We start from the raw sequence: 23,172 nt of genomic DNA, 5'->3' as shown, positions 1-23,172 counted from the left end.
GGGGGGCACGGCGCTCCCGGGAAACGGCGCCCGCCCTCCGCCCATGCAACAGCGGGGGCCGGTGCCCCTGTTCCCGACCGCGCCCGCGCCCCCGCCCGGGGCATCGGAGGGGCGGTGACCGGACGGGGGCTGCCGCGGCAGGAGTTCTAGCAGGCCGCCGCTTCGTCCACCGCCGCCCGCACCTCGATGATCGCGTCGACTCCGGTGATCTCCAGGAGGCGCCGCAACTGCTGCGGCGGCGCGGCCACACGGAGGTCGACCGCTCGACGGGTGAGGATCAGCAGGTTCACCAGACTCGAGTCGGCGAAGGCGATGCCGGAAGCGTCCAGAACGACTTTCGCCTGCTCCCGGGCCGCGATGCCCAGCGCCTCCGTCAGGGGCCCGATCGAACTCAGGTCGCACGCACCTCGCGCGGCGACGACCCAGGCGCCGTGCCATGCGTACTGGTCCACCGTGACCTGGTCCACGCCCCGCGGCAGGCCGGCGTCGGCCTCGCCCGTACGCCCTGTGACCGCCTCATGCCAAGACACCTTCAGGTCCTTCCTGTGTCTCCCGCACGCGGGCCCACCGATACACGCAGCCTTTAGCACGAAAAGTATGTCACGTATCTGGTTTCACGCAAGGTGCTCCGTAGAATGCAGCGCATGGTGGAAGTACCTGAATCACACACCGGATGGACGTTCGTCACCAACCACGCCCGCGTGCTGGCGGCCATCGCCGACAACCCGAACATCCGGATCCGTGACATCGCCGTTCGCTGCCGGCTCACCGAGCGCGCCGTCCAACGGATCATCTCCGACCTGGAGCAGGACGGCTACCTCTCCCACACCCGGGACGGGCGCACCAACACCTACCGCATCCAGCCGGACCAGGTCCTGCGCCACCCCGCCGAAGCGGGCCTGACCGTGGCCTCGCTCCTCTCCCTGCTCGTACAGGACGAAACCGACCGCGGACGGCACGGAAGCGTCCCGTCCAGGCCGGTCGGCGGCACCACTCTTCGCCGGGAGGGCCGAGGGTAGGGCCGGGGCCCCCGTCCCTGGCGGCGTGATCCACGGCCGCCGCCGGCCGCCGACCCATGTCGCCCACCGCCGGGCAGGCGGCGTTCAGCTCGGCGCCATCGGGCGGTCGGCGCGGGTGAGCAGCATGCGGGCTGATCCCCTTCCGTCACCCGGTCCGTGGAGCCCCGATGAGCACAGAGGCACAGAGCAGTGGTCGCCGTCATCCCGACAGACGTGTGGTGTTGCGGGCGGCGGTGGCCGTACCGGCGGCCGGTGCCGTGGTCGCCGGTACGGGTACCGTCCCGGCGGGAGCGGTCGAGGCGGCCGGGGGGTCCGGCGGCCGGTTCGACGCCGACAGTCCGCGGTTCGCGCTGGCGGTGCTGCCCGACACCCAGTACCTGTTCGATGCCGACAGCGCCGATCCCGCCCCGCTGCGGGCGACGTTCCGCCACCTCGTCACCGAGCGGGCCGCGGCCAACATCGCGTTCATGACGCACCTCGGCGACGTGACCGAGCACGGCACCGAGGACGAGATCGGACTCGCGGCCGACGCCTTCCGCGTCCTGCACGGCCGGGTCCCGTACAGCGTGCTGGCGGGCAACCACGACATCCGGTCGTCCACCGACGACCAGCGGGGCGACTCCGCCTACCTCTCCGCGTTCGGGCCCGACCGCTACCGGTCCATGCCGACGTTCGGCGGTGCCTCGCCGGACGGCTACAACAGCTACCACGTCCTGCGGGCCGGGGACCGGCAGTGGCTCGTCCTCGCCCTGGACTGGCGGGTCTCCGACCGGGGACTGGCGTGGGCGCAGGGGGTGCTCGACCGGCACCCGACCCTGCCGGCGGTGCTGACCACGCACGACATCGCCTGGTCCGGGGAGGACGGCGAGGCGAGGCTGTCCGACCACGGCCGGCGTCTGTGGGACGGCCTGATCAAGGGCAACGACCAGATCTTCCTGGCGCTGGGCGGGCACTACTGGCCGCCCGGCCGCACGGTGCTGGCCAATGACGCCGGGCACGACGTCCACGTGCACATCACCAACTACCAGGACCGCTACTACGGCGGCGCGGGCATGATCCGCACCTACGGGTTCGACCTGGTGCGCGGGGCCGTCGACGTGGAGACGTTCTCGCCCTGGTTCCTCGCCCGGGACCCCGCGGACCGTTCCCCGCTGGCGGCCGAGACACTCGAACTCACCGGTCCCGCCGACCGGTTCACGCTCACCGTCGACTTCGAGGAGCGGTTCGCCGGCTTCGCGCCCCGACCCGTGCCGAAGCCCCGGCCGGCCCGGGCCGTGATGCCCCGCGGCACGCTCGCCTACTGGCGCTTCGACGCGGCCGGGACCGACGCGGCCCAGCGGCCGGGCGCGCCCCTGGCCGACGGCACCGTGGTCAAGGACCTGACCGGCCGCGGGAACGATCTGACGGTGCGCCGACTGCACGCCAGTGGCGGCGACGCGCTCACCTGGTCGCCGGACCACCACCGCGGGCAGCCCGCGCACGCCAGCCTCCGCTTCGACGGCGGTCAGGGCCCGGACCGCGGCGCCGTCCTCACCACCGCCGAAGGGGCGGCCCTGAACAGCGAGAAGTTCCCGCGCGGGTACACCATCGAGACCTTCGTCCGGCTGCCCGAGCCGTTCGAGGGCAACCACGACTGGATGGGCATCCTCAGCTGGGAGGGCCGCAACGGCGACGCGGGCAAGACGACCGGCTGGTCCCCGCTGGAGCCGACGTGCAGCCTCAACCTCTCCCCCGAGCGGTTCCTCCAGTTCGTGGTCTACCCGCACCGCCAGGACGCCGACCCCACGTCGTGGAGCCACGCGGTGCCGGTCGGGCGCTGGATGCACGTCGCCGTCGTCAACGACGGCCGCCGCACGGTGATGTACGTGGACGGCTCGAAGATCGCGCGCAATCCCACGCAGCCGTCGACCGGCATCGCGACCCTCGGCAAGCCCTTCGTCCTGGGCGGCACGCAGTTCGACGAACGGTTCGGGCAGGGCTTCTACGGCTGGCTGGGCGACACCCGGATCGTCGGACGGCCGCTGCCGGTGCGGGAGTTCCTCACTCCCCCCGGCTGAATTCCGTCACGGTGGCCCCCGTGGGGTCGTTCGGACCCGGCGTGAGGGGCACGGGTCCCAGGGACTCGCCCTCCCAGAGCAGCGCTCGCCATCCCCGGTCGGGCGAGCCGGAGAGGATGACGATCCCGGTGTTCGCCAGGGGGTGCTGCCTGGCGTAGTCGACGTCCACGTTGTCGGCGCGCGCCGCGACCCACATGCGGATCGCGGCGCCGTGGCTGACCAGCGCCGCGGTCTGCGCACCGCTCTCGTGGGCCTCGGCGACGACGGCGTCGAACCGGGCGAGTGCCTCCACCCCGTTCTCGCCCCCGGGCATCCGCAGCCGCACGTCCCCCGCGGACCAGGCGAACGCGGTGTGCATGTAGGTGCGCGCCGCGTCGTCGTCGCCGCGCATTTCCAGGTCGCCGGCGGTCAGCTCCCGGATACCGGCCCGGATCCGGACCTCCAGTCCGGTCGCCGAGGCCAGCGGGGCGGCGGTCAGCTGCGTACGCACGAGCGTCGACGCGTACAGCGCGTCGATCTTCTCGGACGCCAGCGCGTCGGGCAGCGCTGCCGCCTGTTCCTGGCCGAGGGCGGTCAGACCGGGGCCCGGCTCGGCCGTGTCCAGGAGGTGCTTGAGGTTGGACGGGGTCTGGCCGTGCCTGATGAGCAGCAGACGCATGCGACGGGGACCTTCTGCGGGACGACGGGGGGCGTCTCCACTCTGCCACGCGCCACGGGTGTCCCGGTGCCTCACCAATCGTGCACCGTGCCGTCCCCGAGGCGGTTCACGGGCAGGTAGGCGGGCTCGTAGGGGAAGCGGGCCGCGGCCTCGTCGTCGAGTTCGACGCCGAGACCGGGGGCGTCGCCGGGGTGCAGGAGGCCGTCCTCGAAGCGGTAGGAGGTGCGGAAGACCTCCAGGGTCTGGGGGGCGTGGCGCATGTACTCCTGGATGCCGAAGTTGTGCACGGCGAGGTCGAGGTGGAGGGCGGCCGCCATGCCCACGGGTGAGATGTCCGTCGGGCCGTGCATGCCGGACCTGATGCCGTACACGGCGGCCATGTCGAGCAGTTTGCGTACGGCGGTGATGCCGCCGGTGTGGGTCACCGCCGAGCGGACGTAGTCGATCAGCCGTTCCTGGAGCAGCGTGGTGTAGTCGTGGACGGAGTTGAAGACCTCCCCGATGGCCAGGGGTGTGGTGGTGTGCTCCCGGATCAGCCGCAGTGCCCGCTGGTCCTCGCCCGGTGTCGCGTCCTCCAGCCAGAAGAGGTCGTACGGTTCGAGGTCCTTGCCGAGCCGCGCCGCCTGGATGGGTGTCATCCGGTGGTGTCCGTCGTGCAGCAGCGGGAGTTCGGGGCCGAAGGTGTGCCGGACGGCTTCGAACACGGTGGGCATGTGGCGCAGGTAGGCGCGGGTGTCCCAGGTCTCCTCGGTGGGACGCGGGTGGGCGGTGCCGGTGCGCCGGGCGGGCTCGTAGTCGTAGCGGTCCCCGTCGCCCGCGGCGGAGGCGGCGACGCCGTACACGGAGTCGAGGCCGGGGATGCCGCTCTGGATGCGGACGGCCCGGAAGCCGTCCGCCAGGTGCTCGCGCACCGAGTCGAGCAGTTCGGGTATGTCCCGGCCGGAGGCGTGGCCGTAGGCCAGGGCGCCCGTGCGGCAGGCACCGCCGAGGAGTTGGTACACGGGCATGCCCGCCGCCTTGCCCTTGATGTCCCACAGCGCGGTGTCCACGGCGGCGACGGCCGCCATGGTGACCGGGCCCCGGCGCCAGTACGCGCCCCGGTACAGGTACTGCCAGGTGTCCTCGACGGCGTGCGCGTCCCGTCCGAGCAGCAACGGGGCCACGTGCTCGCGCAGGTAGGCCTCGACGGCCAGTTCACGTCCGTTGAGGGTGGCGTCGCCGAGGCCGGTGAGTCCGTCCTCGGTGGTGATGCGCAGGGTGACGAAGTTGCGCCCTGGGCTGGTGACGACGACATCGGCAGCGGTGATCTTCACGGGGGCGGTGCTCCTTCCGAGACGCGAGCCCGGGTGGTCAGGCCGGTGCCGTGATCACGCCGGGTCGACGCGGGAAACCGTACCCCCGATGGCGAGGACGTACAGCTCGCCGTCGCCGCCCTGGGCGAAGGACACGACCTCTCCGCCGTTCACCCCGAGGTCGTGCTCGGCGGTCACCTCGCCGTTCTCGATCTCCAGGGAGCGCAGGGTGCCGTCGCAGTAGTCGCTGTAGACGTACTGCCCCTCGAGGTCCGCGATCGCCTCGCCGCGGTACACGTAGCCGCCGGTGACCGAGCAGCCGAGGCCGGTGCGGTCGTACTCGTGGATCGGCGGAACGTGGTTCGCGGGCTCGGTGCCGCCGCGGAAGGGGTGTGTGCCCTCCATCCGCGACCAGCCGTAGTTCTCGCCGCCGGCGCTGCTCGCGGGCGCCCAGTCGATCTCCTCCCAGTCGCTCTGCCCGACGTCGGCGATCAGCAGGTCGCCCGAGTCGGCGTCGAAGGAGAACCGCCACGGGTTGCGCAGCCCGTACGCCCAGATCTCGCCCTTGGCGTTCGGGTCGCCGGCGAAGGGGTTGTCCTCCGGGATCGCGTAGGGGTCGCCGCCCTGGGGGTCGATCCGCAGCAGCTTGCCGAGCAGGGTGTCGAGCCGCTGGCCGTTGCCCTCGGGGTCGCCGCCGCCCCCTCCGTCGCCGAACGCGATGTAGAGGTGACCGTCGGGACCGAACTCGATGTCGCCGCCGTTGTGGTTGGACTCGGGCTGCTCCTGGGTGAGGACGGTGCGCCGGGTGCCCTCCTGGACCGTGCCGTCCTGGACGGCGAACTCGTCGATGGTGCTGGTTCCCTGGAGGTCGGTGTAGGAGAGGTAGAGGTGCGCGAAGTCCTTGTCGAACGCCATGCCGAGCAGGCCGCGTTCGCCGTCGGTGGTGGTCTCGTCGGAGATGTCGAGCACGGGGTCGCCGAGTCCGTCGCCGTCGAGGACCCGGACGGTGCCCGCGCGTTCGGCGATCCACACCGTGTCCTTCGGTCCCGCGGCTCCGGCCGTCGGGTTCTCGGCCCGGGCCACCTCGGTCAGCGCGATCTGCGCCGCGTCGCCGGGGGCGCGGGACTCGTCGGCGGATGCCGTGGCCAGGGCCAGGGACCCGACGAGTCCCAGCGTGCCGATGATCGCCGATATTCGGGTGCGAACGTTCACCATGGCCTCCCGGAGGCGGTGAGTGGGGGGAAGTTCCGTCGCCGGCCACCACCGAGAATACGGGGCCACGGCGCTCTGGCCTAGACCAATGCGCGCTTCTTCCGGCCGAGTTGGGGCCGTCTAGGACTCGTCCCGGCCGCCGGCCGAGGGCGGCCCGTCCAGGATCGTGGGAACGTACTCCAGCAACTGGAGCCGGCCGTCGAAGGTGCGGCTCTCGACGAGGTCGAGGGTGACGTCCGGGTACGCGTCGAAGATCCGCTCCTTGCCGGTCGCGCCGGTGATGACGGGGAAGACGACCACGCGGAAGCGGTCGACCAGACCGGCTTCGAGCAGCGACCGGCACAGGCTGAGACTGCCGAGGGTGCGCAGGGGCCGCGTCCCGTCCCGCTTCATGTCCCGCACGGCCGCGACGGCGTCGCCCTGGACCAGCTCCGTGTTGTCCCAGGACAACGGGGTCCGGAGGGTCGAGGAGAACACCACCTTGGGCATCGCGGTCAGCCAGGTGAAGCCGGGATCGTCGGGCATCTGGCGAGCGAACCCGGACATCAGCCGGTACGTCGTGGCGCCCATGAGGCTGGTGTGCTGCTTCTCGGCGTCCCCGTCGAGCCAGGCGAGGTACTCGGGGCCCTCCATGCCCCAGAATCCGGGCCAGCCCTCCGCGGACGCGTACCCGTCGAGCGAGATGATGAAGTCGACCATGAGGCTTGATGACATCGGTCTGTCCCTTCCTGCGGCAGCTGTGCCGGGTGCCGGATGTGCCAGGTGTAGGTGTGCCTACCGGATACGACCGGTGCCGGGCCCGAAACTCATCGAAAAGGATTGGACGGGGTGCCGCCCGCATCGGTAGCTTGTCCTGGACCGTGACACTGCCCCAGGAGGTGAGACCCATGAACGCTGTATCGACGTGGGTGCTCCCCCTTCCCGTCATGGCCGGCGACTGACGCAGGTGTCGCCGGGAGCGCCTCGACCACAAGGCACTCCCGAAAGGCCACACCCATGAACTCTGGGCAGTTCACCGCCGAGCCGTCGTCGAACGACCCGGCCGAACGCGAATTCGATGTGATCATCGCCGGTTGCGGACCGACCGGCGCGATGCTGGCCGCCGAACTGCGGCTGCACGACGTGCGGGTACTCGTTCTGGAGAAGGACACCGAGCCCGTGTCGTTCGTCCGCATCGTCGCTCTCCACATGCGCAGCATCGAGCTGATGGCCATGCGCGGACTGCTGGACCGCCTCCTCCAGCACGGACGACGGCGTCCGGTCGGCGGACTCTTCGCCGCCATCCCCGCGCCCGCACCCGCGGGACTCGATTCCCCGTACGCCTATCTGCTGGGCATCCCGCAGCCGGTCGTCGTCCGGCTCCTCGAAGAACACGCCGTCGCCCTGGGCGCCCGGATCCGGCGCGGAGGTGCGGTCGCCGGTTTCCAGCAGGACGACGAGGGCGTCACCGTGGAGCTGGCCGACGGTGAACGGCTGCGTGCGCGCTATCTCGTCGGCTGTGACGGCGGGCGCAGTACCGTGCGCAAGCTGCTGGGCGTCGGCTTCCCGGGCGAGCCCTCGCGGAACGAGACGCTGATGGGCGAGATGGAAGTGGGTGTGCCGCAGGAGGAGATCGCCGCCGGGGTGGCCCAGGTCCGCGCGACCCAGCAGCGGTTCTGGCTGCGCCCCTTCGGCGCCGGGGTCTACAGCGTGGTGGTCCCCGCCGATGGAGTCGGCGACCGCACGGAACCGCCCACCCTCGACGACTTCAGGAAGCAGCTGCACGCCGTCGCCGGTACCGATTTCGGCGTGCACTCCCCGCGCTGGCTGTCCCGCTTCGGGGACGCCACCCGGCTGGCCGAGCACTATCGGATCGGCCGGGTACTGCTGGCCGGTGACGCGGCGCACATCCATCCGCCCACCGGCGGACAGGGGCTCAACCTGGGCCTTCAGGACGCCTTCAACCTCGGCTGGAAACTGGCCGCGCAGATCCGCGGCCGGGCGCCGGACGCCCTGCTGGACACCTACCAGGCCGAACGCCGTCCGGTCGCCGCGGACGTGCTGGACAACACCCGTGCCCAGATGGAACTGCACTCCACCGAACCGGGCCCGCGGGCCGTGCGCAGGCTGCTCACCGAACTGATGGACATCGACGAGGTGAACCGCCGCCTCACCGAGAAGATCACCGCGACCGGCCTCCGTTACGACCTCGGCGAGGGCCCCGACCTGCTCGGCCGCCGCCTGCCGGACATCGAGACGGCGCAGGGCCACCTCTACGGTCTGCTGCACCGCGGTCGCGGCCTGCTGCTGGACCGCACCGGACGCCTGACCGCCGGCGGCTGGTCGGACCGGGTCGATCACCTCGCGGACCCCACCGCGGCGCTGGACGTGCCGTGCGTGCTGCTGCGCCCGGACGGCCACGTCGCCTGGACCGGCGACGACCAGCAGGAGCTGGAGCGGCAGCTCTCCCGGTGGTTCGGCGAGCGCACCGGCTGACGCGGCCCCGGCGGCGGCCGGTGAGGCCGCCGCTCAGCGGGACGGCTGGACCTGGTCGAAGACGGCGAGGGCCGCGGCGGGGTCCGGGCTCACCAGGCGCTCCAGACCGTCCGCCGTGATCCTCGCCCACCGTTCGGCCCGTGCCCACATCCGCTCCTCGAAGGCGCGGACGGCCCCGTCCGGATCCGCGGGGCCGGTGGCGAGGGACTCGGCGAGTTCGGCGCCCTCCAGCAGGGCGAGGTTCGCGCCCGCCCCCAGGGGAGGCATCAGATGGGCGGCGTCGCCCAGGAGCGTCACCCCGGGGACATGGGTCCAGGTGTGGGACACGGGCAGCACGTGCAGGGGGCGGTGGACGAAGGCGGTGCCGCGGCGCAGGAGGTCGAGGACGGGCGCGGCCCAGCCGTCGAACAGGGTCAGCAGGCTCGACCGCACGGCTTCGGCGTCGGTCAGGTCCAGGTGGGTGTGCCAGTCCAGCGGCGCGCGGAACTGGGCGTACGCCTTGACCTGGCCGCCGCTGCCGCGCTGGGCGACGATCGCCCGGTTCGCGCCGTACACGGCCAGGGAACCGTCCCCGACCAGCCGGGCGAGGTCGGGGTGGCGGGTGTCGACGTCGGCCAGGGAGGTCTCGATCGCGGTGACGCCGGTGTAGTGCGGCGTCACCGACGAGACCGCCGGCCGGGTGCGGGACCAGGCGCCGTCCGCGCCGACGACGAGGTCGTACGTCTCCTGCCGCCCGTCCTCGAAGTGGACCCGTACGCCGTCCCGGGCCCCCGGCACCACCTTCGCCACGCCCTGCCCCCACCGGACGTCGAGGGGACCGAGCAGCAGGTCGCGGAGTTGCCCGCGGTCGATCTCGGGATTGGCCCGGTCGTCCGGACCCGGTCGCCAGTCGCGCAGCACGGTCCCGTCCGGGTCCAGGATGCGCATGGCCTGCCCCTCGGGGCGGGACAACGCCTGGAACTCCGCGAGCAGCCCCGCTTTGTCCAGGGCCGACTGGCCCAGCCCTTCGTGCAGGTCGAGCGTGCCGCCCGAGGGGCGGGCGCCGGGGGCTGCATCGCGCTCGAGGACGGCGGCGGGATGGCCGTGGCGGTGCAGCACGCGGGCGAAGGCAAGTCCTGCGGGGCCGCCACCGACCACGGCGATACGTTGTCTCATGTCGATACACCGTATTGTCTCTCTACGATGTATCGCAACAGTACGGTGGGGGCATGACTGTCTGGGACCGGCCGGAGCCGCCGAACCGCCCTGTGCCGCTCGACCGGGAGCGGATCGTCGCCGCCGCGATCGCGCTCGCCGACGAGGGCGGGCTGGCGGCCGTGTCCGTGCGCAAGGTCGCCGCCCGGCTGGACGCCGGGCCGATGCGGCTGTACGGCTACATCTCCACCAAGGACGAGCTGTGGGACCTCATGGTGGACGCGGTGTACGCCGAGATCCTGCCCCAGGAGCGGCCCGGTGACTGGCGGGAGGCGCTGTACGTCCTCGCCCACCGGACCCGGCAGGCCGCCCTGCGCCACCCTTGGCTGGCCGATCTGCTCGGCGGCCGGCCGGCCCTGGGCCCGAACGGCCTCGCCGTGACCGAGGCGACACTGGCCCCCCTCGACGGCCTCGCCGACGTCGACACCGTCATGCGCGCCGTGGAGACGGTCAGCGCCTACTTCACCGGCGCGATCAGGCGCGAGATCGCGGACCTGCGGGCCGAGCGCGCCACGGGCCTGTCCAAGTCCGAGTGGCAGCGCGCCCGTGGTCCCCACGTGACGAGGATGCTGGCCACGGGCCGCTTCCCGGCGCTGGCCAAGGCCGTGCACGACGGCACGCACGTGGACGCCGGGGAGTCCTTCGCGACCGGTCTCGACTGGGTGCTCGACGCCGTGGCCGCCAGACTCACCTGAGCGGCATCGCGATGTAGAGGGCCTGTCCGCCCGACGCGGGCGTGCCGTCGTAGAGCGCCGTGTCCAGTCCGCAGAAGCCCAGTCCCGTACGCCGGTAGGCGTGGATCGCCGGCGCGTTGGGGCTGGTCACCTCCAGCCAACCTACGACGTGCCCGCCCTTACCGAAGCCGGGCGGTACCGGCGGGGACGGGCAGGAGCCGGTAGGTGTCCTCGTGGGTGACGACACGGCCGGCGGTGGGCGGCGCGAAGTGGGTGCCCAGGACGAGGGTGTCCGTGTCGGCGAGCGAGCCGAGCAGCTCGCGGCGGGACGCCTCGGACCGTTCGGGGTCGATGTCGACGCAGGCTCCCACGGCGGGGTGGGCGAGCTGAACGGGGTGGTGGATGCAATCGCCGGTGATCAGGGCGGTCCGGCCGCGGCTGGTCAGCTCCAGGGCGAGGTGGCCGGGCGTGTGCCCGGGGGTGGGGAGCAGGCGCAGGCCCGGGACGGCCTCCAGGCCTTCGGCGGGGACGTCGACGAGGTCGAGCAGCCCCGCCTCCTCCACCGGGAACACGGAGTCGCGGAACATCTGCCTGCGCGCCTCCTCCATGTCGTACCCGGCCCAGAACTCCCGCTCGGTGCGGGAGGTCAGATAGCGGGCGTTGCGGAAGGTGGGGACCCACTTCCCGTTCTCCCGCCGCGTGTTCCAGCCGACGTGGTCGGCGTGCAGATGGGTGAGGATCACCAGGTCGACGGAGTCCGGGGGGAATCCGGCGGCGGTGAGGCGCTGGAGGAAGTCGGTGCGCAGGTCGTGCCAGGCGGGATTGGCCCGCTCCTTGCCGTTGCCGATGCCGGTGTCCACCAGGATGCGCGACCCGCCGACGGTGAACGCGAAGGTGTGGCTGTCGATGCGCAGGGTGCCCTCGTCGTCGGCGAAGTGGGGACGCAGCCAGGGCTGCCCGGCGACGAGGTCCGGGGTGGCGTCGGGCAGCAGCCAGGACCCTGTGGCGGCCGGCAGGGCGACCTCGTCGACGCGGTGCACGCGGACGTCTCCCACCGTCCAGTACGGGACGGCGGCCTGGTCGGCGGACGGGGCGGTGCTCATGATCGGTCGCTTCCTTCGGAGTGCTGTCGGTGGGCGCGGGACTCTCGGCGCTAAACGCAATCTGTTTGCTTTTAGCCACAGTAGGTCCTACAGTCCACCTAACGCAAATACTTAGCTTTTGATCGTTCCCGTTCCGCCCCACCGCCCAGCCCCGAGGAGAGAACGTCCGTGCCCTCCCCCGAACCGACCCCGCCGGAGGCGGCCCGCTGGGCCGCCCGCGCCGGGCTCCCGTTGCCCGCGGACCGCCATGCCGCGGTCGCGGCCACCGCCCATCACATCCACTCCGTCGTCGCCGTCCTGCGGGAGCTGGACTTCGCCGACACCCCGCCCGCCCCCGCCTACCGCGCGGAACAGGAGACGCACGATGCAGCCGTATGAACTGACCCTCAGCGCGGCCGCCGACGCCGTCCGGACCCGGCGCCTGTCCCCCGTCGAGCTGGTGGACTCCGTCCTGGACCGCGTCGGACAGGCCGAGCCGCGCCTTCAGGCCTACGTCACCGTCACCGCGGAGCACACCCGCCGGGCCGCGCGTGCGGCGGAGAGCGACATCGCGGCCGGCCGCCACCGCGGCCCGCTGCACGGCATCCCGATGGGACTGAAGGACCTCATCGACGTCGCCGGCATCGCGACGTCGGCCAGTTCACGGGTCCGCGCCGGCCACCGCGCGGAGGCGAGCAGCACCGTCGCCGCCCGGCTGGAGGCGGCCGGCGCGGCCCTGGTCGGCAAGACCCACACCCACGAGTTCGCCTACGGGCTGACCACGCCGCAGACCAGCAACGCGTGGGACACCGGCCGGGTGGCCGGAGGATCCAGCGGCGGGTCCGCCGTCGCCGTGGCCGCGGGTACCGCCACCTTCGCCCTGGGCACCGACACCGGGGGGTCGATCCGGGTGCCCGCCGCGCTGAACGGGGTCGTCGGCCTCAAGCCGACGTACGGGCTCGTCCCCCGGCACGGCGTCACGTCCCTGTCCTGGTCACTGGACCACGTCGGCCCGATCACCCGCACCGTCGAGGACGCCGCCCTGGTCCTGGACACCCTGGCCGGACGCGATCCCCGTGACCCCGCCTCGCTGACCGCACCCGCCGCGCGGTACCGGCCGGACGCGGACACCGACCTCACGGGGCTGCGCGTCGGTGTGCCGCGCACCTACTACTTCGACCACGTCGACCCGGAGGTGGAAGCCGCCGTCCGGGGCGCGATCGACCGGCTCGAGGAACTCGGGGCGCGTCTCGTCGAGGTCGAGATCCCCATGACCCGCTACATCCAGGCCACGCAGTGGGGTCTGATGGTGCCCGAGGCCACCGCCTACCACGAGCGCACGCTGCGCACCGTCCCCGAGCTCTACCAGGCCGACGTCCGCATCCTGCTCGAGGCCGGCGAACTGATGCCGGCCGGGGACTACCTCCGCGCCCAGCGCGCCCGCACCCTCATGCGCCGGGAATGGGCGGCCATGTTCCGGGAGGTGGACCTGATCGCCGCCCCCAGCGTCCCGGCGACCGCCGTCCGGGCCGGTCAGGAGACGATCACCTGGGCCGACGGCACGGTCGAGGGCGTGTCCGACGCCTACGTCCGCCTGTCGTCCCCCGCCAACATCACCGGCGTGCCGTCCCTGTCCCTGCCGGTCGGCCACGACACGACGGGGCTCCCCATCGGCATGCAGCTGCTCGGACGACCGCTCGGAGAGCGCGTCCTCCTGCGGGCCGGTCACGCCTACGAACAGAGCCGGCCCGCCCGCGGGATCGCACAGGCCGCGTGAACGAGCACCGACCCCCTAGACGCAATGAATTTGCTTTAGGGTGGCTGTCATGAGCAGGCAGATGGTGCGTCCCGGCGGGCGCAGCGCCCGGGTCCAGGCAGCGGTGCACGACGCCGTGCGCGAGCTGGCGTCGGAGGTGGGGCGGGACGCCCTGACCGTACCGCTGGTCGCCCGGCGCGCGGGCGTGACACCGTCGACGATCTACCGGCGCTGGGGAGACCTGCAGGAACTGCTGTCGGACGTCGCGGTCGAGCGGCTCCGCCCCGACACCGCCCCCCAGGACCACGGCACCCTGTACGCCGACCTGACGGCCTGGGCCGAGCAGTTCCTCGACGAGATGGCCTCCCCCGCCGGCCGCGCCTACATCCGCGACGCCCTGCTCGGCGACCCGGACGGCGGCAACGCCGGCCAGTGCTCCGCCTACGCCGCCGAGCAGCTCGGGACCGTGCTCGCCCGCGCGGCCGGACGCGGGGACGACACGCCCGATGTCGAGACCGTCATGGACCGCGTCGTCGCCCCCTTGATGTACCGCATCCTCTTCCGCCCGGACGGGCTCGACGCCGCGTACGCGCGGCGGCTCGTCGCGGAGGTCCTGGGGCGGACCGGCCCCTGACCGGGGGCGCCCGCGCGACATCGGCCGTCTCTCTCGCCCGCGCGCCTCCGGCCCTCCTCCAGGATGTGGCCGGAGGCGGTCCGGAATCCGGGTTCTCGGTGCCTCGCCGTCCTCCGCTGGGTACGGAACCCGGCAACAACGCCTCGACGAGAGACTGGACATGACTGGACACCAGCCCGCTCACCACCCACCCCAACGCGTCGGCGTCGTCGCCGAGTCCTTGCCCGGGGAGACGCGCGTCGCCGCGACGCCCTCGACGGTCCGCCTGCTGCTCGGCCTCGGTTACGAGGTCGTCGTCGAGCCGGGAGCCGGCGCGGCCTCCGGGTTCGGCGACGAGGCGTACGCCGAGGCGGGGGCGAGTCCCGGCGAGGCGTGGGCCGCGGACGTCGTACTCAAGGTCAACGCGCCGACCGACGAGGAGATCGCGCGGCTGCGCGCGGGAACGACGCTGGTGGCGCTCGTCGCACCGGCACAGCGGCCGGAGTTGCTGGAGGCGCTCGCCGCGCGTGACGTCACGGTGCTCGCCCTGGACGCGGTGCCGCGGATATCGCGGGCGCAGTCGATGGACGTGCTCAGCTCCATGGCCAACATCGCCGGGTACCGGGCGGTGATCGAGGCGGCCCATGTCTTCGGACGGTTCTTCACCGGGCAGGTCACCGCGGCGGGCAAGGTACCGCCGGCGAAGGTCCTGGTCGCCGGGGCCGGGGTCGCGGGGCTCGCCGCCATCGGCGCCGCCTCCAGTCTGGGCGCGATCGTGCGCGCCACCGACCCGCGGCCCGAAGTCGCCGACCAGGTGCGGTCCTTGGGCGGTGAGTACCTCGCGGTGGACGTGGCGCAGGAGGAGAGCACCGACGGCTACGCCAGGGCGACGTCGGCCGACTACGACCGCGCCGCGGCCCGGCTCTACCACGAGCAGGCCCGCGATGTGGACGTCGTCGTCACCACCGCGCTGATCCCCGGGCGGCCCGCCCCGCGCCTGGTGACCGCCGCCGACGTGGCGGCGATGAGGCCGGGCAGTGTCATCGTCGACATGGCCGCCGCGCAGGGCGGCAACGTGGAGGGGACCGTCCCGGGCCGGAGCGTGGTGACCGACAACGGAGTGACCGTCATCGGCTACACGGACCTGGCGGCCCGGCTGCCCGCCCAGGCGTCACAGCTGTTCGGCACCAACCTGGCCAACCTGCTGCGGCTGCTCACCCCCGGCAAGGACGGCCGGCTCGTCATCGACTTCGACGACGTGGTGCAGCGGACCGTGACCGTGGTCCGCGCGGGCACGGTCACCTGGCCTCCCCCTCCGGTAACCGTGTCGGCCGCCCCGCCCTCGACCGCGCCGGAGGCGGCGTCCCCCGCCGCACCGGTGGGCGCGAAGCCGTCCGGGATCACCCCGGCGGGACGCTTCGGCCTGATCGGCCTCGGCATGCTGGCGACCTTCCTGCTGGTCGCCTTCGCCCCGGCCCAACTGGCGGAGAACTTCACGGTGTTCGCGCTGTCCGTGGTCATCGGCTACTACGTGATCGGCAAGGTCCACCACTCCCTGCACACCCCGCTGATGTCGGTGACCAATGCCATCTCCGGGATCGTGGTGATCGGTGCCCTCGTGCAGATCGGACACGAGGGCACGCTCGTCACCGTGCTGTCCTCCGTGGCGATCCTGCTGACCAGCGTGAACATCTTCGGCGGTTTCGCCGTCACCCGCCGCATGCTGTCCATGTTCTCGAGAGGCGAGTCCCGATGACGTCCATGACCGCCTCCCGCGCCGCCGACCTGGTGGCCGCCCTGCTGTTCGTCCTCAGCCTCGCCGGTCTGTCCCAGCACCGGACGTCACGCGCCGGCGTCGTCTACGGCATCGTGGGGATGGCCCTCGCCCTGGTCGCCACCGTCGTGGTCTCGGCGCGGAGCGTGTCCGCCGGGCCGGTCGCGCTGATCCTGCTCGCCATGGTGACCGGTGCCGCGCTGGGCCTGTGGCGGGCGCGGCGCGTGGAGATGACGCAGATGCCCGAACTGATCGCGGTGCTGCACAGCTTCGTCGGCCTCGCGGCCGTCCTGGTCGGCTGGAACAGCTACCTGGAGGTCGAGGCCCACGGCTCGCGGGGCCGGATCGCCGGCGATCTGATCGGCATCCACCACGCCGAGGTGTTCATCGGTGTCTTCATCGGCGCGGTCACCTTCACCGGCTCGGTGGTCGCGTACCTGAAGCTGTCCGCGCGGATCAAGTCCCGGCCGCTCACACTGCCCGGCAAGAACGCCCTCAACCTGGGCGCGCTGGCCGTGTTCGCGGTGCTGACGGTCTGGTTCACCGTCAGTCCGGGCCTTCCGCTGATGGTGGCGGTCACGGTGCTGGCGCTCGCCCTGGGGTGGCATCTGGTGGCCTCCATCGGCGGTGGCGACATGCCCGTGGTCGTCTCGATGCTCAACAGCTACTCCGGCTGGGCCGCGGCCGCGGCCGGTTTCCTGCTCGACAACAACCTGCTCATCGTCACCGGGGCGCTGGTCGGTTCGTCCGGTGCGTATCTGAGCTACATCATGTGCCAGGCGATGAACCGTTCCTTCCTCTCCGTCATCGCGGGTGGCTTCGGCATCGAGGCCCCGCCGAGCGGTGCCGACGAGCAGGGCGAGCACCGCGAGATACGGGCGCACGAGGCGGCCGAACTGCTCGCGCGGGCGCGGTCCGTGGTGATCACTCCCGGATACGGCATGGCCGTGGCACAGGCCCAGCATCCGGTCGCGGAGCTGACCCGGCGGCTGCGCGAGCGCGGCATCGAGGTGCGCTTCGGCGTCCACCCCGTCGCCGGGCGGCTGCCCGGGCACATGAACGTGCTGCTGGCCGAGGCGAAGGTGCCGTACGACATCGTCCTGGAGATGGACGAGATCAACGACGACTTCGCGGACACCTCGGTCGTGCTGGTCATCGGTGCGAACGACACGGTCAACCCCTCGGCGACGGAGGACCCCGCCAGTCCGATCGCGGGTATGCCCGTGCTGCGGGTCTGGGAGGCGGAGCAGGTCGTCGTCTTCAAGCGCTCGATGGCCTCCGGCTACGCGGGCGTGCAGAACCCGCTGTTCTTCCGGGAGAACAGCGGCATGCTCTTCGGCGACGCCAAACAGAGCGTCGAGGCGATCCTGGAGGCCCTCGGCCCCGGGGCCGGGCCAGGGCCCACGGCCCCCGCGCAGGGGGTGACGGCGATGCGGTGACCCCGGGCGGTACAGGAGCGTGATGCCCTCTCGAGGTGCTGTCCGCCCGCGAGCCCTCACTCGCGGGCCGTCGTCTCGAAGGCCCGGGCGACGGTGAGGCTGTCCTCGTAGACGTGGTGGCGGGTGATGAGGCCGTTCTCGACGGTGAGGTGGAGGGCGAAGCGGGCGCGGTAGGCGCGTCCGGTGGGGCGGGCGGTCTGGCGGATCTCGCCGAGTACGACCGCGTCGCTCCCGTCGACGAGGATGCGCTCCACCTCGGTGGCGGCCTGCGCGGGGATGTGGTGCTCGGCGAGCAGGCGGTAGTGGGCCGCCGCGTCCGCGCGGGTGGACCGGTGACGGATCCACGGGGTGGCGGGACGGCCGTGCTCGGACTCGGGCCAGTCGAGTCTCCAGTCGGCCTGTTCGGCGTACAGCTCGGCGATGTGCCCGGGGTCGCCAGCGCCGATCCTGCGCAGCAGCTCTGCCACCACGGAGCGGGTGTGCGTCGATGGGGCCGTGGGCATGGCTGACCTCCTCCGGGGACCGCATCCCGTCGATGCGGAGAGAGGGCCCATCCTGTCGACGCGCGCCGGGCGAAGCGATTACCTCCGGGGTAGGGCCGGGCTCGGCCCCCTCTTCAGGTGCCGTCCAGCCACTGGGCCAGGGCGGCCGCCTCGCTGTGGTCCACGTCCTTGGTGGCCGTGAGCAGGGTCACCTTGGCGTCTGCCGAGAGGGCGCGCAGGCGCTCCAGCGCCGGCTGGTGGTCGGGGTCCTCCAGCTCGGCGACGTAGCGGCGCCGGAATTCGTCGTAGCGCCGCGGATCGTGGTGGTACCAGCGCCGCAGACCGGTCGACGGGGCGACGTCGCGCAGCCACTCGTCCAGATCGGCCTTCTCCTTGCTGACGCCACGCGGCCACAGACGGTCGACGAGCACGCGCTTGCCGTCCTGCGGTGTGGGGCTTTCGTAGATCCTCCGGTATCCGAACCGTGTGGCCATGACCCACCTTCCCCAGACGAGAGACGACCCGGGCAGCGCTTCCCTTGCGCCGTCCCGCTCCAGGTGAACCGCCACGGCGGGCCCAAACACAAGCCGACGGCGCCCTCGTCAGGCTCGCACGCGCGGCCAGCCGGCCAGCCCCTCCGTGCCGGGAGGCTGCGCGACGGCCTGCTCCACCGAGTCGTGGAAGGAGTAGACCGTCCCCAGGCCGCCGAGGGCGAAGACGTGCAGGAGCCGCTGGTCGGAGCAGGCGATCCGCAGTGATCCGTCATGGTTCCGGATGCGCTTGGTCACGGCCACGATCATGCCGAGTCCCATGGAGTCGAGGAACGGGGTGTCGCACAGGTCCAGCACGAAGTGCCGGTGGCCGTCGGCGAGGCGTCGTGCCACCTCGGCCCGGACGAGCGGCGCGAAGGCGATGTCGATCTCGTCGTCGGCCCGGACGACCGTCCAGCCGTTCGCCAGGTGGCTGCCGACCGGTACGTGCGGCCCTGCGACGCCTTGCTCACTCACGCTCTCACTCCCCTGCGAGTCTGTCCGGTTTGCCCGTCTCATCCAGGAAACGCGGTACGGCCGTGCTGCCACAAGGGCCCGGATTTCAGATGGTGAGCGAGAGCCCCCGGGACACCCGCTCCGCGGTGGTGAGCAGCGTCGTGACGGCGTCGTCGAGGCGGTCCGTGCGGTTGACGTCCAGCGAGATGCCGAGCGAGCCGATGGTGTCGCCCCGGCGGACGGGGACCGCGACGCACGCGGTGCCCAGGCGGTACTCCTCGATGTCGGTCACGGCCGGGCCGCGCGGGGAGGAGTCCAGGCGCCGCAGCAGCTCGGCACGGTAGGTGACGGTCCGCGGGGTGAGATCGTTCAGCGTGTGGCGGGAGAGGTACTCGGCGCGGGCGTCGGCGTCCAGCTCGCGCAGTACGCTCTTGCCCAGCGCCGTCGCGTGCCCGGCGTCCTCGAAGCCGACCCAGAGATCCACGCGGGGGGCCTTCGGCCCGTCCACGATCTCCGCGACCCGGATCTCGCCCTCCTCGTAGAGGGTCAGATAGGCCGCGGCCGACAGGTCGTCCCGCAGCTCGGTGAGGGTGGGGCGGACCCTGCTGAGCGCCGTCTGGTCGCGGCTGCCCGCGTGCAGCGCGCCCAGCCTCTCGCCCAGGACGAACGTGCCGTCCTCGAGTTTGCGCACGTAGCCGTCGTGGACCATGGTGCGGAGCAGGTGGTAGGTGGTGCCCAGGGCCAGGCCCGTCTCGCGCGCCAGCTGCTTGGCCGGTACGCCGCTCGCGTGGGCGCCCACGGCCTCCATCAGCCGGAACGCTCGCTGCACCGAGGAGATGAGCGTGGGGCCCTCCTGACCGCTCACCCCTCCACCGTGCGCCCCACCGGAGCGGTCGGGCAAGTGCGCTACGGCTTGATGCCGACCCCGGCCCACAGACTGACCTGGGCGTCGGTGGGGGCGTCCGGCCCGGTGGGCTGGGACGGTCGCCAGCGGTGACCGACGGTGACGCCCGGTTCGAGCAGGTCGAGCCCGTCGAAGAAGCGGGTGACGTCCTTCTGCGAGCGGAACCGCACCGGCGTGCCCGCGCCGGTGTAGATGTCCGTGACCTTCTCCCAGGTGGGCGGGTCGAAGTCGGGCGTGCAGTGACTCAGCGCGAGGGCGCTGCCCGCCGGGAGGGCCGCCATCAGCCGGTCGACGATGCCGTACGGGTCGCGGGCGTCCGTGATGAAGTGCATCAGGGCGTTCAGCGACAGGGCGACCGGCTGGGACAGGTCGAGCACCTCGGCCAGCTCGGGCGCGGTCAGCAGGGAGTCGGGGTCGTTGACGTCGGCCTCGATGTAGGTGGTGCGGCCCTGCGGGGTGCTGCGCATCAGGCGCTCGGCGTACTTCAGGACGAGCGGGTCGTTGTCGGCGTACACCACCCGGGCCTCGGGGACCACGGACTGCGCCACCTGGTGCACGTTCGGCTCGGTGGGGATGCCGGTGCCGATGTCCAGCCACTGCCGGATGCCGTGCTCCTGTGCCAGTACCCGAGTGGCGCGATGCATGAAGGCGCGGTTCTCCCGGGCACAGGTGAAGATGCCCGGGTAGGCCTCGGCGACCGCTTCGGCGGCCTGTTCGTCGACCGGGAAGTGGTCCTTGCCACCGAGGTAGTAGTCGTACATGCGGGCCGAGTGCGGCCTGCTGGTGTCGAGGTCCCGCGCGGCGTGGGTGTTGCTCATCCTGTTCCCTTCGGAAGGCCGGCCGTGAGGTGGTCCGCCATGCCCTGCTTGACTCCCCGGACGAACGCGCCGATCTCCTCGGGCGTGTAGATGAGCGCGGGGCCGGACGGGTCTGTGGACTGACGCATCGCGACGCGTCCGTCGGCGAGTTGCTTGGTCTCCACGCACTGGCCGCCGTTGGGTCCGCTCCACGGGCGTTCCCAGCCGCTTTCCCCGAGGTCGCAGGCGGGCATCCCGTTGTACACGGTCTCGTCGGTGGTGCTCATGAGTACTCCTTGCGCATGCGGTTCAGGAGTGCCGTGCTGTCCCGTGCCGAGGTGAGCAGCGACATCCTGTTGTGCGCCTCCAGGTGGGCGACGACGTCGGCCCGTTCGTCCAGGTACATCGACGCGGAGAGGATCTCGCTGTAGACGACGTCGGGCAGCTCCGGCTCCTCGAACCGGAAGTAGGTGAAGGGGGCGCAGGCCCCGACGTGGGCGCCGACGGCGAAGGGCAGGATGTCGATGCTGACGTGCTCCAGCTCGGACACCTCCAGGAGCCGGTCGATCTGCTCGCGCATCACGTCCGGACCGCCGACGACCCGGTGCAGGACCGCTTCCTCCATGACCACCCAGAGGGTGGGGGCGTTCTCCCGCTCCAGCAGGCTCTGCCGGCGCAGCCGCAGCCCGACGCGGCGCTCCAACTCCTCCTCGGAGCCGTTCGGGAAGCCTCCGCCCAGGACGCCGCGGGCGTACGCGGGGGTCTGGAGCAGCCCCGTGACGTAGTGGGGTTCGTAGGTGCGCAGGGTGCCGGCGCCGGTCTCCAGGCTGACGTACGCGGTGAACCAGTTGGGCAGCACGTCGCGGTAGGCGTGCCACCAGCCGGGCCGGTTGGCCTGCTCGGCGAGCGCGACGAACTCGTCCGTCTCCTGCTGTGCTCTTCCGTACGTCTGCAGGAGCTTCTCGACATAGAGGGGTTTGAGGGCGACTTCGGCCTTCTCCAGCCGGCGGATCGTCAGGGGCGTGACCCGGAGTGCCTTGGCGGCGTCGGCCAGTGAGGCGCCCGCGTCCTGCCGCATCTCCTGGAGCCGGCGGCCCAGGATCATGCGCAGCACCGTCGGGGCGCTGGTGCCCGCGCCGGACCGAGCTTCACTCACGCCCCCACCTCCTGACGGGCTGTCACCGGCGCCATTGTGGCAGCGACTTGGTGATGGCACCAGACTGAAGCGGTCTTCCTGAAATTATCAGGGATTCGGTTGCAGCCTGAACCGGACGGCGAGCATAGTTGCGTCCGTGAGCCTGCCCGTCCGACCGCCGTCCCGTCCGCGCCCGCCGAGGCCCGCTCCCCCATCGCGCCCGTCCTGACTGGAAGGCGATCACCGTGACCCCCCACACGAGCCCCTCGCCCGGACTGTTACCGCCGACGCATCCGGACCGGGAACACTGGTTCGACCTTCCCTCGCTGCGGATCAGCGTGCGGACGGCGCGCGACACGGTGCGCCGGCAGCTTCGCGCCTGGCGGCTTCCCGGCGACGTGTGCACCGACGCGGTCCTGCTCGTGTCGGAACTGGCGACCAACGCGGTGATCCACTCGGGCAGTGACCGCATGCTGTGCGGCCTGTCGCTGACCTCGCGCGAACAGCTGCGGATCGAGGTGCACGACGACGGACGCACGTCGGCCCGTCCGGCCGGGTGCCACTCCGGCGCACAGGACGAGGGCGGCCGGGGGCTGCTGATCGTGCAGCAGCTCGCGGACTCCTGGGGCACCGCCCGGTCCGGACGCACCGGGGGCAACACCGTCTGGGCCGTTCTCCGGATCGGGGTCTGAGCCCACCGGAACGCGCCGACGGGAGCGCGCCGACGGGACTGATGAGTACGAGCTGAGTATCCGCGCTCATGTCCCGGCACGTGGCGAGGGCCACACTCCGGGGCATGACGAATCTTCCGCCCCCGGCCGAGGAACTGCGGGTCCTCGACGCCGAGCTGCGGCAACTCGACGTGCGCCGCGCCGTCCTGCTGCGGCGCCGTGCGTGGCTGGTCCACACGCTGCGGACGGCCGCCGCACCGCAGCCCGCCCGGGGGCCCGGTATGCCGCCAGGGGGGTGGCCCACCGGCCCGGGCGCCGGTCCGGTCGCTCACCGTCCGGAGGCCACCGCGCCCGGCGTGCAGAACGTGCTGCTGGTGCTCGGAGGCGTACTGCTGACGGTCGCGGCGATCGCGTTCACCCTCGTCAGCTGGGGTCACCTGGGGATCGCGGGGCGCGCGCTGGTCCTCGGTGCGCTGACCGTGGCCGCACTGGGCGCGCCGGTGGCATTGCTGCGGCGCGGGCTGAGGTCGACCGCCGAGGCCGTGTCCGGGCTGGGGACGGCCCTGACCGTCCTCGACGCCTACGCGCTCCACGAGGTGGCGTTCACCGGCACGGACGGTGTCGGTTACACGGCCGCCGCGTCGGCCGTCCTGACCGCGCTGTGGGCCGCGTACGGTGTGCGCTTCGGGCTCTTCCATCCCCTGCCGCTCGCCGTGGCGACCGCGCACCTTCCCCTGCTGCTGTGGGCGGTCGCGGTCGGCGCGGGTCCGCACACGCTCACCGCCGTGTTGCTGGCGACCGCCGCCGGCGGCACCGCCGTCGCGCTGCGCGCCGCGCCGGCGCCGGTGCGTGTGGTCGCCGTCGTCGGCGCGCTGGGCACAGGCTCCGTCGGGGTGCTGTCGGCCGGGTGGCTCTGCTGGAGCGCGTCCGGCCCCGGCACGGCCGCACGGGC

General features: G+C 72.3%; 24 protein-coding genes and 2 pseudogenes. 11 read left to right on the top strand and 15 right to left on the bottom strand.

Annotated features, from left to right (window positions below):
* Positions 1–146: 146 nt before the first annotated feature.
* Positions 147–530 (bottom strand): STAS domain-containing protein, encoded by a 384-nt coding sequence (locus tag BZZ08_RS03560; RefSeq protein WP_104630643.1) that lies wholly within the window; start codon positions 528–530, stop codon positions 147–149.
* A 114-nt stretch (positions 531–644) separates the two neighbouring features.
* On the opposite strand from BZZ08_RS03560, the gene BZZ08_RS03555 reads away from it, so the two are divergent.
* Together BZZ08_RS03555 and BZZ08_RS03550 are read left to right on the top strand one after the other, a co-directional pair.
* Entirely contained in the window at positions 645–1,019 is a 375-nt protein-coding gene (locus BZZ08_RS03555) for a helix-turn-helix transcriptional regulator (RefSeq protein WP_104630826.1), read from the top strand.
* A 167-nt stretch (positions 1,020–1,186) separates the two neighbouring features.
* On the top strand, positions 1,187–3,076 hold the full coding sequence (locus tag BZZ08_RS03550; RefSeq protein ID WP_104630642.1) for a LamG-like jellyroll fold domain-containing protein: 1,890 nt from the start codon (positions 1,187–1,189) through the stop codon (positions 3,074–3,076).
* On the opposite strand, the gene BZZ08_RS03545 is transcribed toward BZZ08_RS03550, so the two are convergent.
* From BZZ08_RS03545 to BZZ08_RS03530, 4 genes are all read right to left on the bottom strand, one after another.
* Entirely contained in the window at positions 3,060–3,734 is a 675-nt protein-coding gene (locus BZZ08_RS03545) for a histidine phosphatase family protein (RefSeq protein WP_104630641.1), read from the bottom strand. The two genes, BZZ08_RS03550 and BZZ08_RS03545, sit on opposite strands and share 17 nt — an antisense overlap.
* Before the next feature lie 71 nt (positions 3,735–3,805).
* Positions 3,806–5,047 carry a D-mannonate dehydratase ManD gene (gene manD, locus BZZ08_RS03540; protein WP_104630640.1) on the bottom strand — a complete coding sequence of 414 codons (1,242 nt, stop codon included), beginning with the start codon at positions 5,045–5,047 and terminating at the stop codon, positions 3,806–3,808.
* A gap of 54 nt (positions 5,048–5,101) precedes the next feature.
* On the bottom strand, positions 5,102–6,238 hold the full coding sequence (locus tag BZZ08_RS03535) for a PQQ-dependent sugar dehydrogenase (protein ID WP_198601281.1): 1,137 nt from the start codon (positions 6,236–6,238) through the stop codon (positions 5,102–5,104).
* A gap of 120 nt (positions 6,239–6,358) precedes the next feature.
* Complete coding sequence (locus tag BZZ08_RS03530) at positions 6,359–6,952, bottom strand: dihydrofolate reductase family protein (RefSeq protein WP_104630638.1); 594 nt, start codon at positions 6,950–6,952, stop codon at positions 6,359–6,361.
* A gap of 282 nt (positions 6,953–7,234) precedes the next feature.
* Here BZZ08_RS03530 and rox point away from each other — a divergent pair, with 282 nt between their 5' ends.
* Positions 7,235–8,713, top strand: a complete 1,479-nt coding sequence (gene rox, locus BZZ08_RS03525; RefSeq protein ID WP_104630637.1) for a rifampin monooxygenase — start codon at positions 7,235–7,237, stop codon at positions 8,711–8,713.
* Between the two features lie 33 nt (positions 8,714–8,746).
* Here rox and BZZ08_RS03520 read toward each other — a convergent pair whose 3' ends face one another.
* Positions 8,747–9,868 carry an FAD-dependent oxidoreductase gene (locus BZZ08_RS03520; protein ID WP_104630636.1) on the bottom strand — a complete coding sequence of 374 codons (1,122 nt, stop codon included), beginning with the start codon at positions 9,866–9,868 and terminating at the stop codon, positions 8,747–8,749.
* 53 nt (positions 9,869–9,921) lie between these two features.
* On the opposite strand from BZZ08_RS03520, the gene BZZ08_RS03515 reads away from it, so the two are divergent.
* Positions 9,922–10,602, top strand: a complete 681-nt coding sequence (locus BZZ08_RS03515; protein WP_104630635.1) for a TetR/AcrR family transcriptional regulator — start codon at positions 9,922–9,924, stop codon at positions 10,600–10,602.
* On the opposite strand, the pseudogene BZZ08_RS03510 reads toward BZZ08_RS03515, so the two are convergent.
* Positions 10,595–10,756, bottom strand: a pseudogene (locus BZZ08_RS03510) (GNAT family N-acetyltransferase); the annotation flags it as partial. The gene BZZ08_RS03515 and the pseudogene BZZ08_RS03510 overlap by 8 nt on opposite strands.
* A gap of 4 nt (positions 10,757–10,760) precedes the next feature.
* Positions 10,761–11,684 carry an MBL fold metallo-hydrolase gene (locus BZZ08_RS03505; protein ID WP_104630634.1) on the bottom strand — a complete coding sequence of 308 codons (924 nt, stop codon included), beginning with the start codon at positions 11,682–11,684 and terminating at the stop codon, positions 10,761–10,763.
* A 168-nt stretch (positions 11,685–11,852) separates the two neighbouring features.
* Here BZZ08_RS03505 and BZZ08_RS03500 point away from each other — a divergent pair, with 168 nt between their 5' ends.
* From BZZ08_RS03500 to pntB, 5 genes are all read left to right on the top strand, one after another.
* Positions 11,853–12,062, top strand: a complete 210-nt coding sequence (locus BZZ08_RS03500) for a hypothetical protein (RefSeq protein ID WP_104630633.1) — start codon at positions 11,853–11,855, stop codon at positions 12,060–12,062.
* The gene (locus BZZ08_RS03495; RefSeq protein WP_104630632.1) at positions 12,049–13,440 is read left to right on the top strand and encodes an amidase; all 1,392 of its coding nucleotides are present in this window, start codon (positions 12,049–12,051) and stop codon (positions 13,438–13,440) included. Before BZZ08_RS03500 ends, BZZ08_RS03495 begins: the two co-directional genes overlap by 14 nt.
* Before the next feature lie 49 nt (positions 13,441–13,489).
* On the top strand, positions 13,490–14,053 hold the full coding sequence (locus BZZ08_RS03490; protein WP_104630631.1) for a TetR/AcrR family transcriptional regulator: 564 nt from the start codon (positions 13,490–13,492) through the stop codon (positions 14,051–14,053).
* 160 nt (positions 14,054–14,213) lie between these two features.
* On the top strand, positions 14,214–15,788 hold the full coding sequence (locus BZZ08_RS03485) for a Re/Si-specific NAD(P)(+) transhydrogenase subunit alpha (RefSeq protein WP_104630630.1): 1,575 nt from the start codon (positions 14,214–14,216) through the stop codon (positions 15,786–15,788).
* Positions 15,785–17,245, top strand: a complete 1,461-nt coding sequence (gene pntB, locus BZZ08_RS03480) for a Re/Si-specific NAD(P)(+) transhydrogenase subunit beta (RefSeq protein ID WP_198601266.1) — start codon at positions 15,785–15,787, stop codon at positions 17,243–17,245. Before BZZ08_RS03485 ends, pntB begins: the two co-directional genes overlap by 4 nt.
* A 56-nt stretch (positions 17,246–17,301) precedes the next feature.
* On the opposite strand, the gene BZZ08_RS03475 is transcribed toward pntB, so the two are convergent.
* From BZZ08_RS03475 to BZZ08_RS03445, 7 genes are all read right to left on the bottom strand, one after another.
* On the bottom strand, positions 17,302–17,748 hold the full coding sequence (locus BZZ08_RS03475; protein ID WP_104630628.1) for a nuclear transport factor 2 family protein: 447 nt from the start codon (positions 17,746–17,748) through the stop codon (positions 17,302–17,304).
* A 113-nt stretch (positions 17,749–17,861) separates the two neighbouring features.
* On the bottom strand, positions 17,862–18,221 hold the full coding sequence (locus BZZ08_RS03470; protein WP_104630627.1) for a DUF488 domain-containing protein: 360 nt from the start codon (positions 18,219–18,221) through the stop codon (positions 17,862–17,864).
* Between the two features lie 108 nt (positions 18,222–18,329).
* Positions 18,330–18,734, bottom strand: coding sequence for an STAS domain-containing protein (locus tag BZZ08_RS03465; RefSeq protein WP_104630626.1), 405 nt, complete (start codon positions 18,732–18,734; stop codon positions 18,330–18,332).
* Positions 18,735–18,819: 85 nt separating this feature from the next.
* Positions 18,820–19,578 carry an IclR family transcriptional regulator gene (locus tag BZZ08_RS03460; protein ID WP_198601265.1) on the bottom strand — a complete coding sequence of 253 codons (759 nt, stop codon included), beginning with the start codon at positions 19,576–19,578 and terminating at the stop codon, positions 18,820–18,822.
* A 41-nt stretch (positions 19,579–19,619) separates the two neighbouring features.
* Positions 19,620–20,435 carry an SAM-dependent methyltransferase gene (locus BZZ08_RS03455; protein WP_104630624.1) on the bottom strand — a complete coding sequence of 272 codons (816 nt, stop codon included), beginning with the start codon at positions 20,433–20,435 and terminating at the stop codon, positions 19,620–19,622.
* Positions 20,432–20,701 carry a DUF397 domain-containing protein gene (locus tag BZZ08_RS03450; protein WP_104630623.1) on the bottom strand — a complete coding sequence of 90 codons (270 nt, stop codon included), beginning with the start codon at positions 20,699–20,701 and terminating at the stop codon, positions 20,432–20,434. Before BZZ08_RS03450 ends, BZZ08_RS03455 begins: the two co-directional genes overlap by 4 nt.
* Complete coding sequence (locus BZZ08_RS03445; RefSeq protein ID WP_104630622.1) at positions 20,698–21,570, bottom strand: helix-turn-helix domain-containing protein; 873 nt, start codon at positions 21,568–21,570, stop codon at positions 20,698–20,700. Before BZZ08_RS03445 ends, BZZ08_RS03450 begins: the two co-directional genes overlap by 4 nt.
* Before the next feature lie 224 nt (positions 21,571–21,794).
* On the opposite strand from BZZ08_RS03445, the gene BZZ08_RS03440 reads away from it, so the two are divergent.
* Together BZZ08_RS03440 and BZZ08_RS03435 are read left to right on the top strand one after the other, a co-directional pair.
* The gene (locus BZZ08_RS03440; protein ID WP_198601264.1) at positions 21,795–22,241 is read left to right on the top strand and encodes an ATP-binding protein; all 447 of its coding nucleotides are present in this window, start codon (positions 21,795–21,797) and stop codon (positions 22,239–22,241) included.
* Between the two features lie 104 nt (positions 22,242–22,345).
* Positions 22,346–23,172 (top strand): annotated as a pseudogene (locus tag BZZ08_RS03435) (SCO7613 C-terminal domain-containing membrane protein); the annotation flags it as partial.

Origin of the sequence: Streptomyces sp. MH60 (genome assembly GCF_002939385.1) — a bacterium.
Classification (GTDB): Bacteria; Actinomycetota; Actinomycetes; order Streptomycetales; family Streptomycetaceae; genus Streptomyces.
This window is presented reverse-complemented; position numbering and strand designations above follow the sequence as displayed.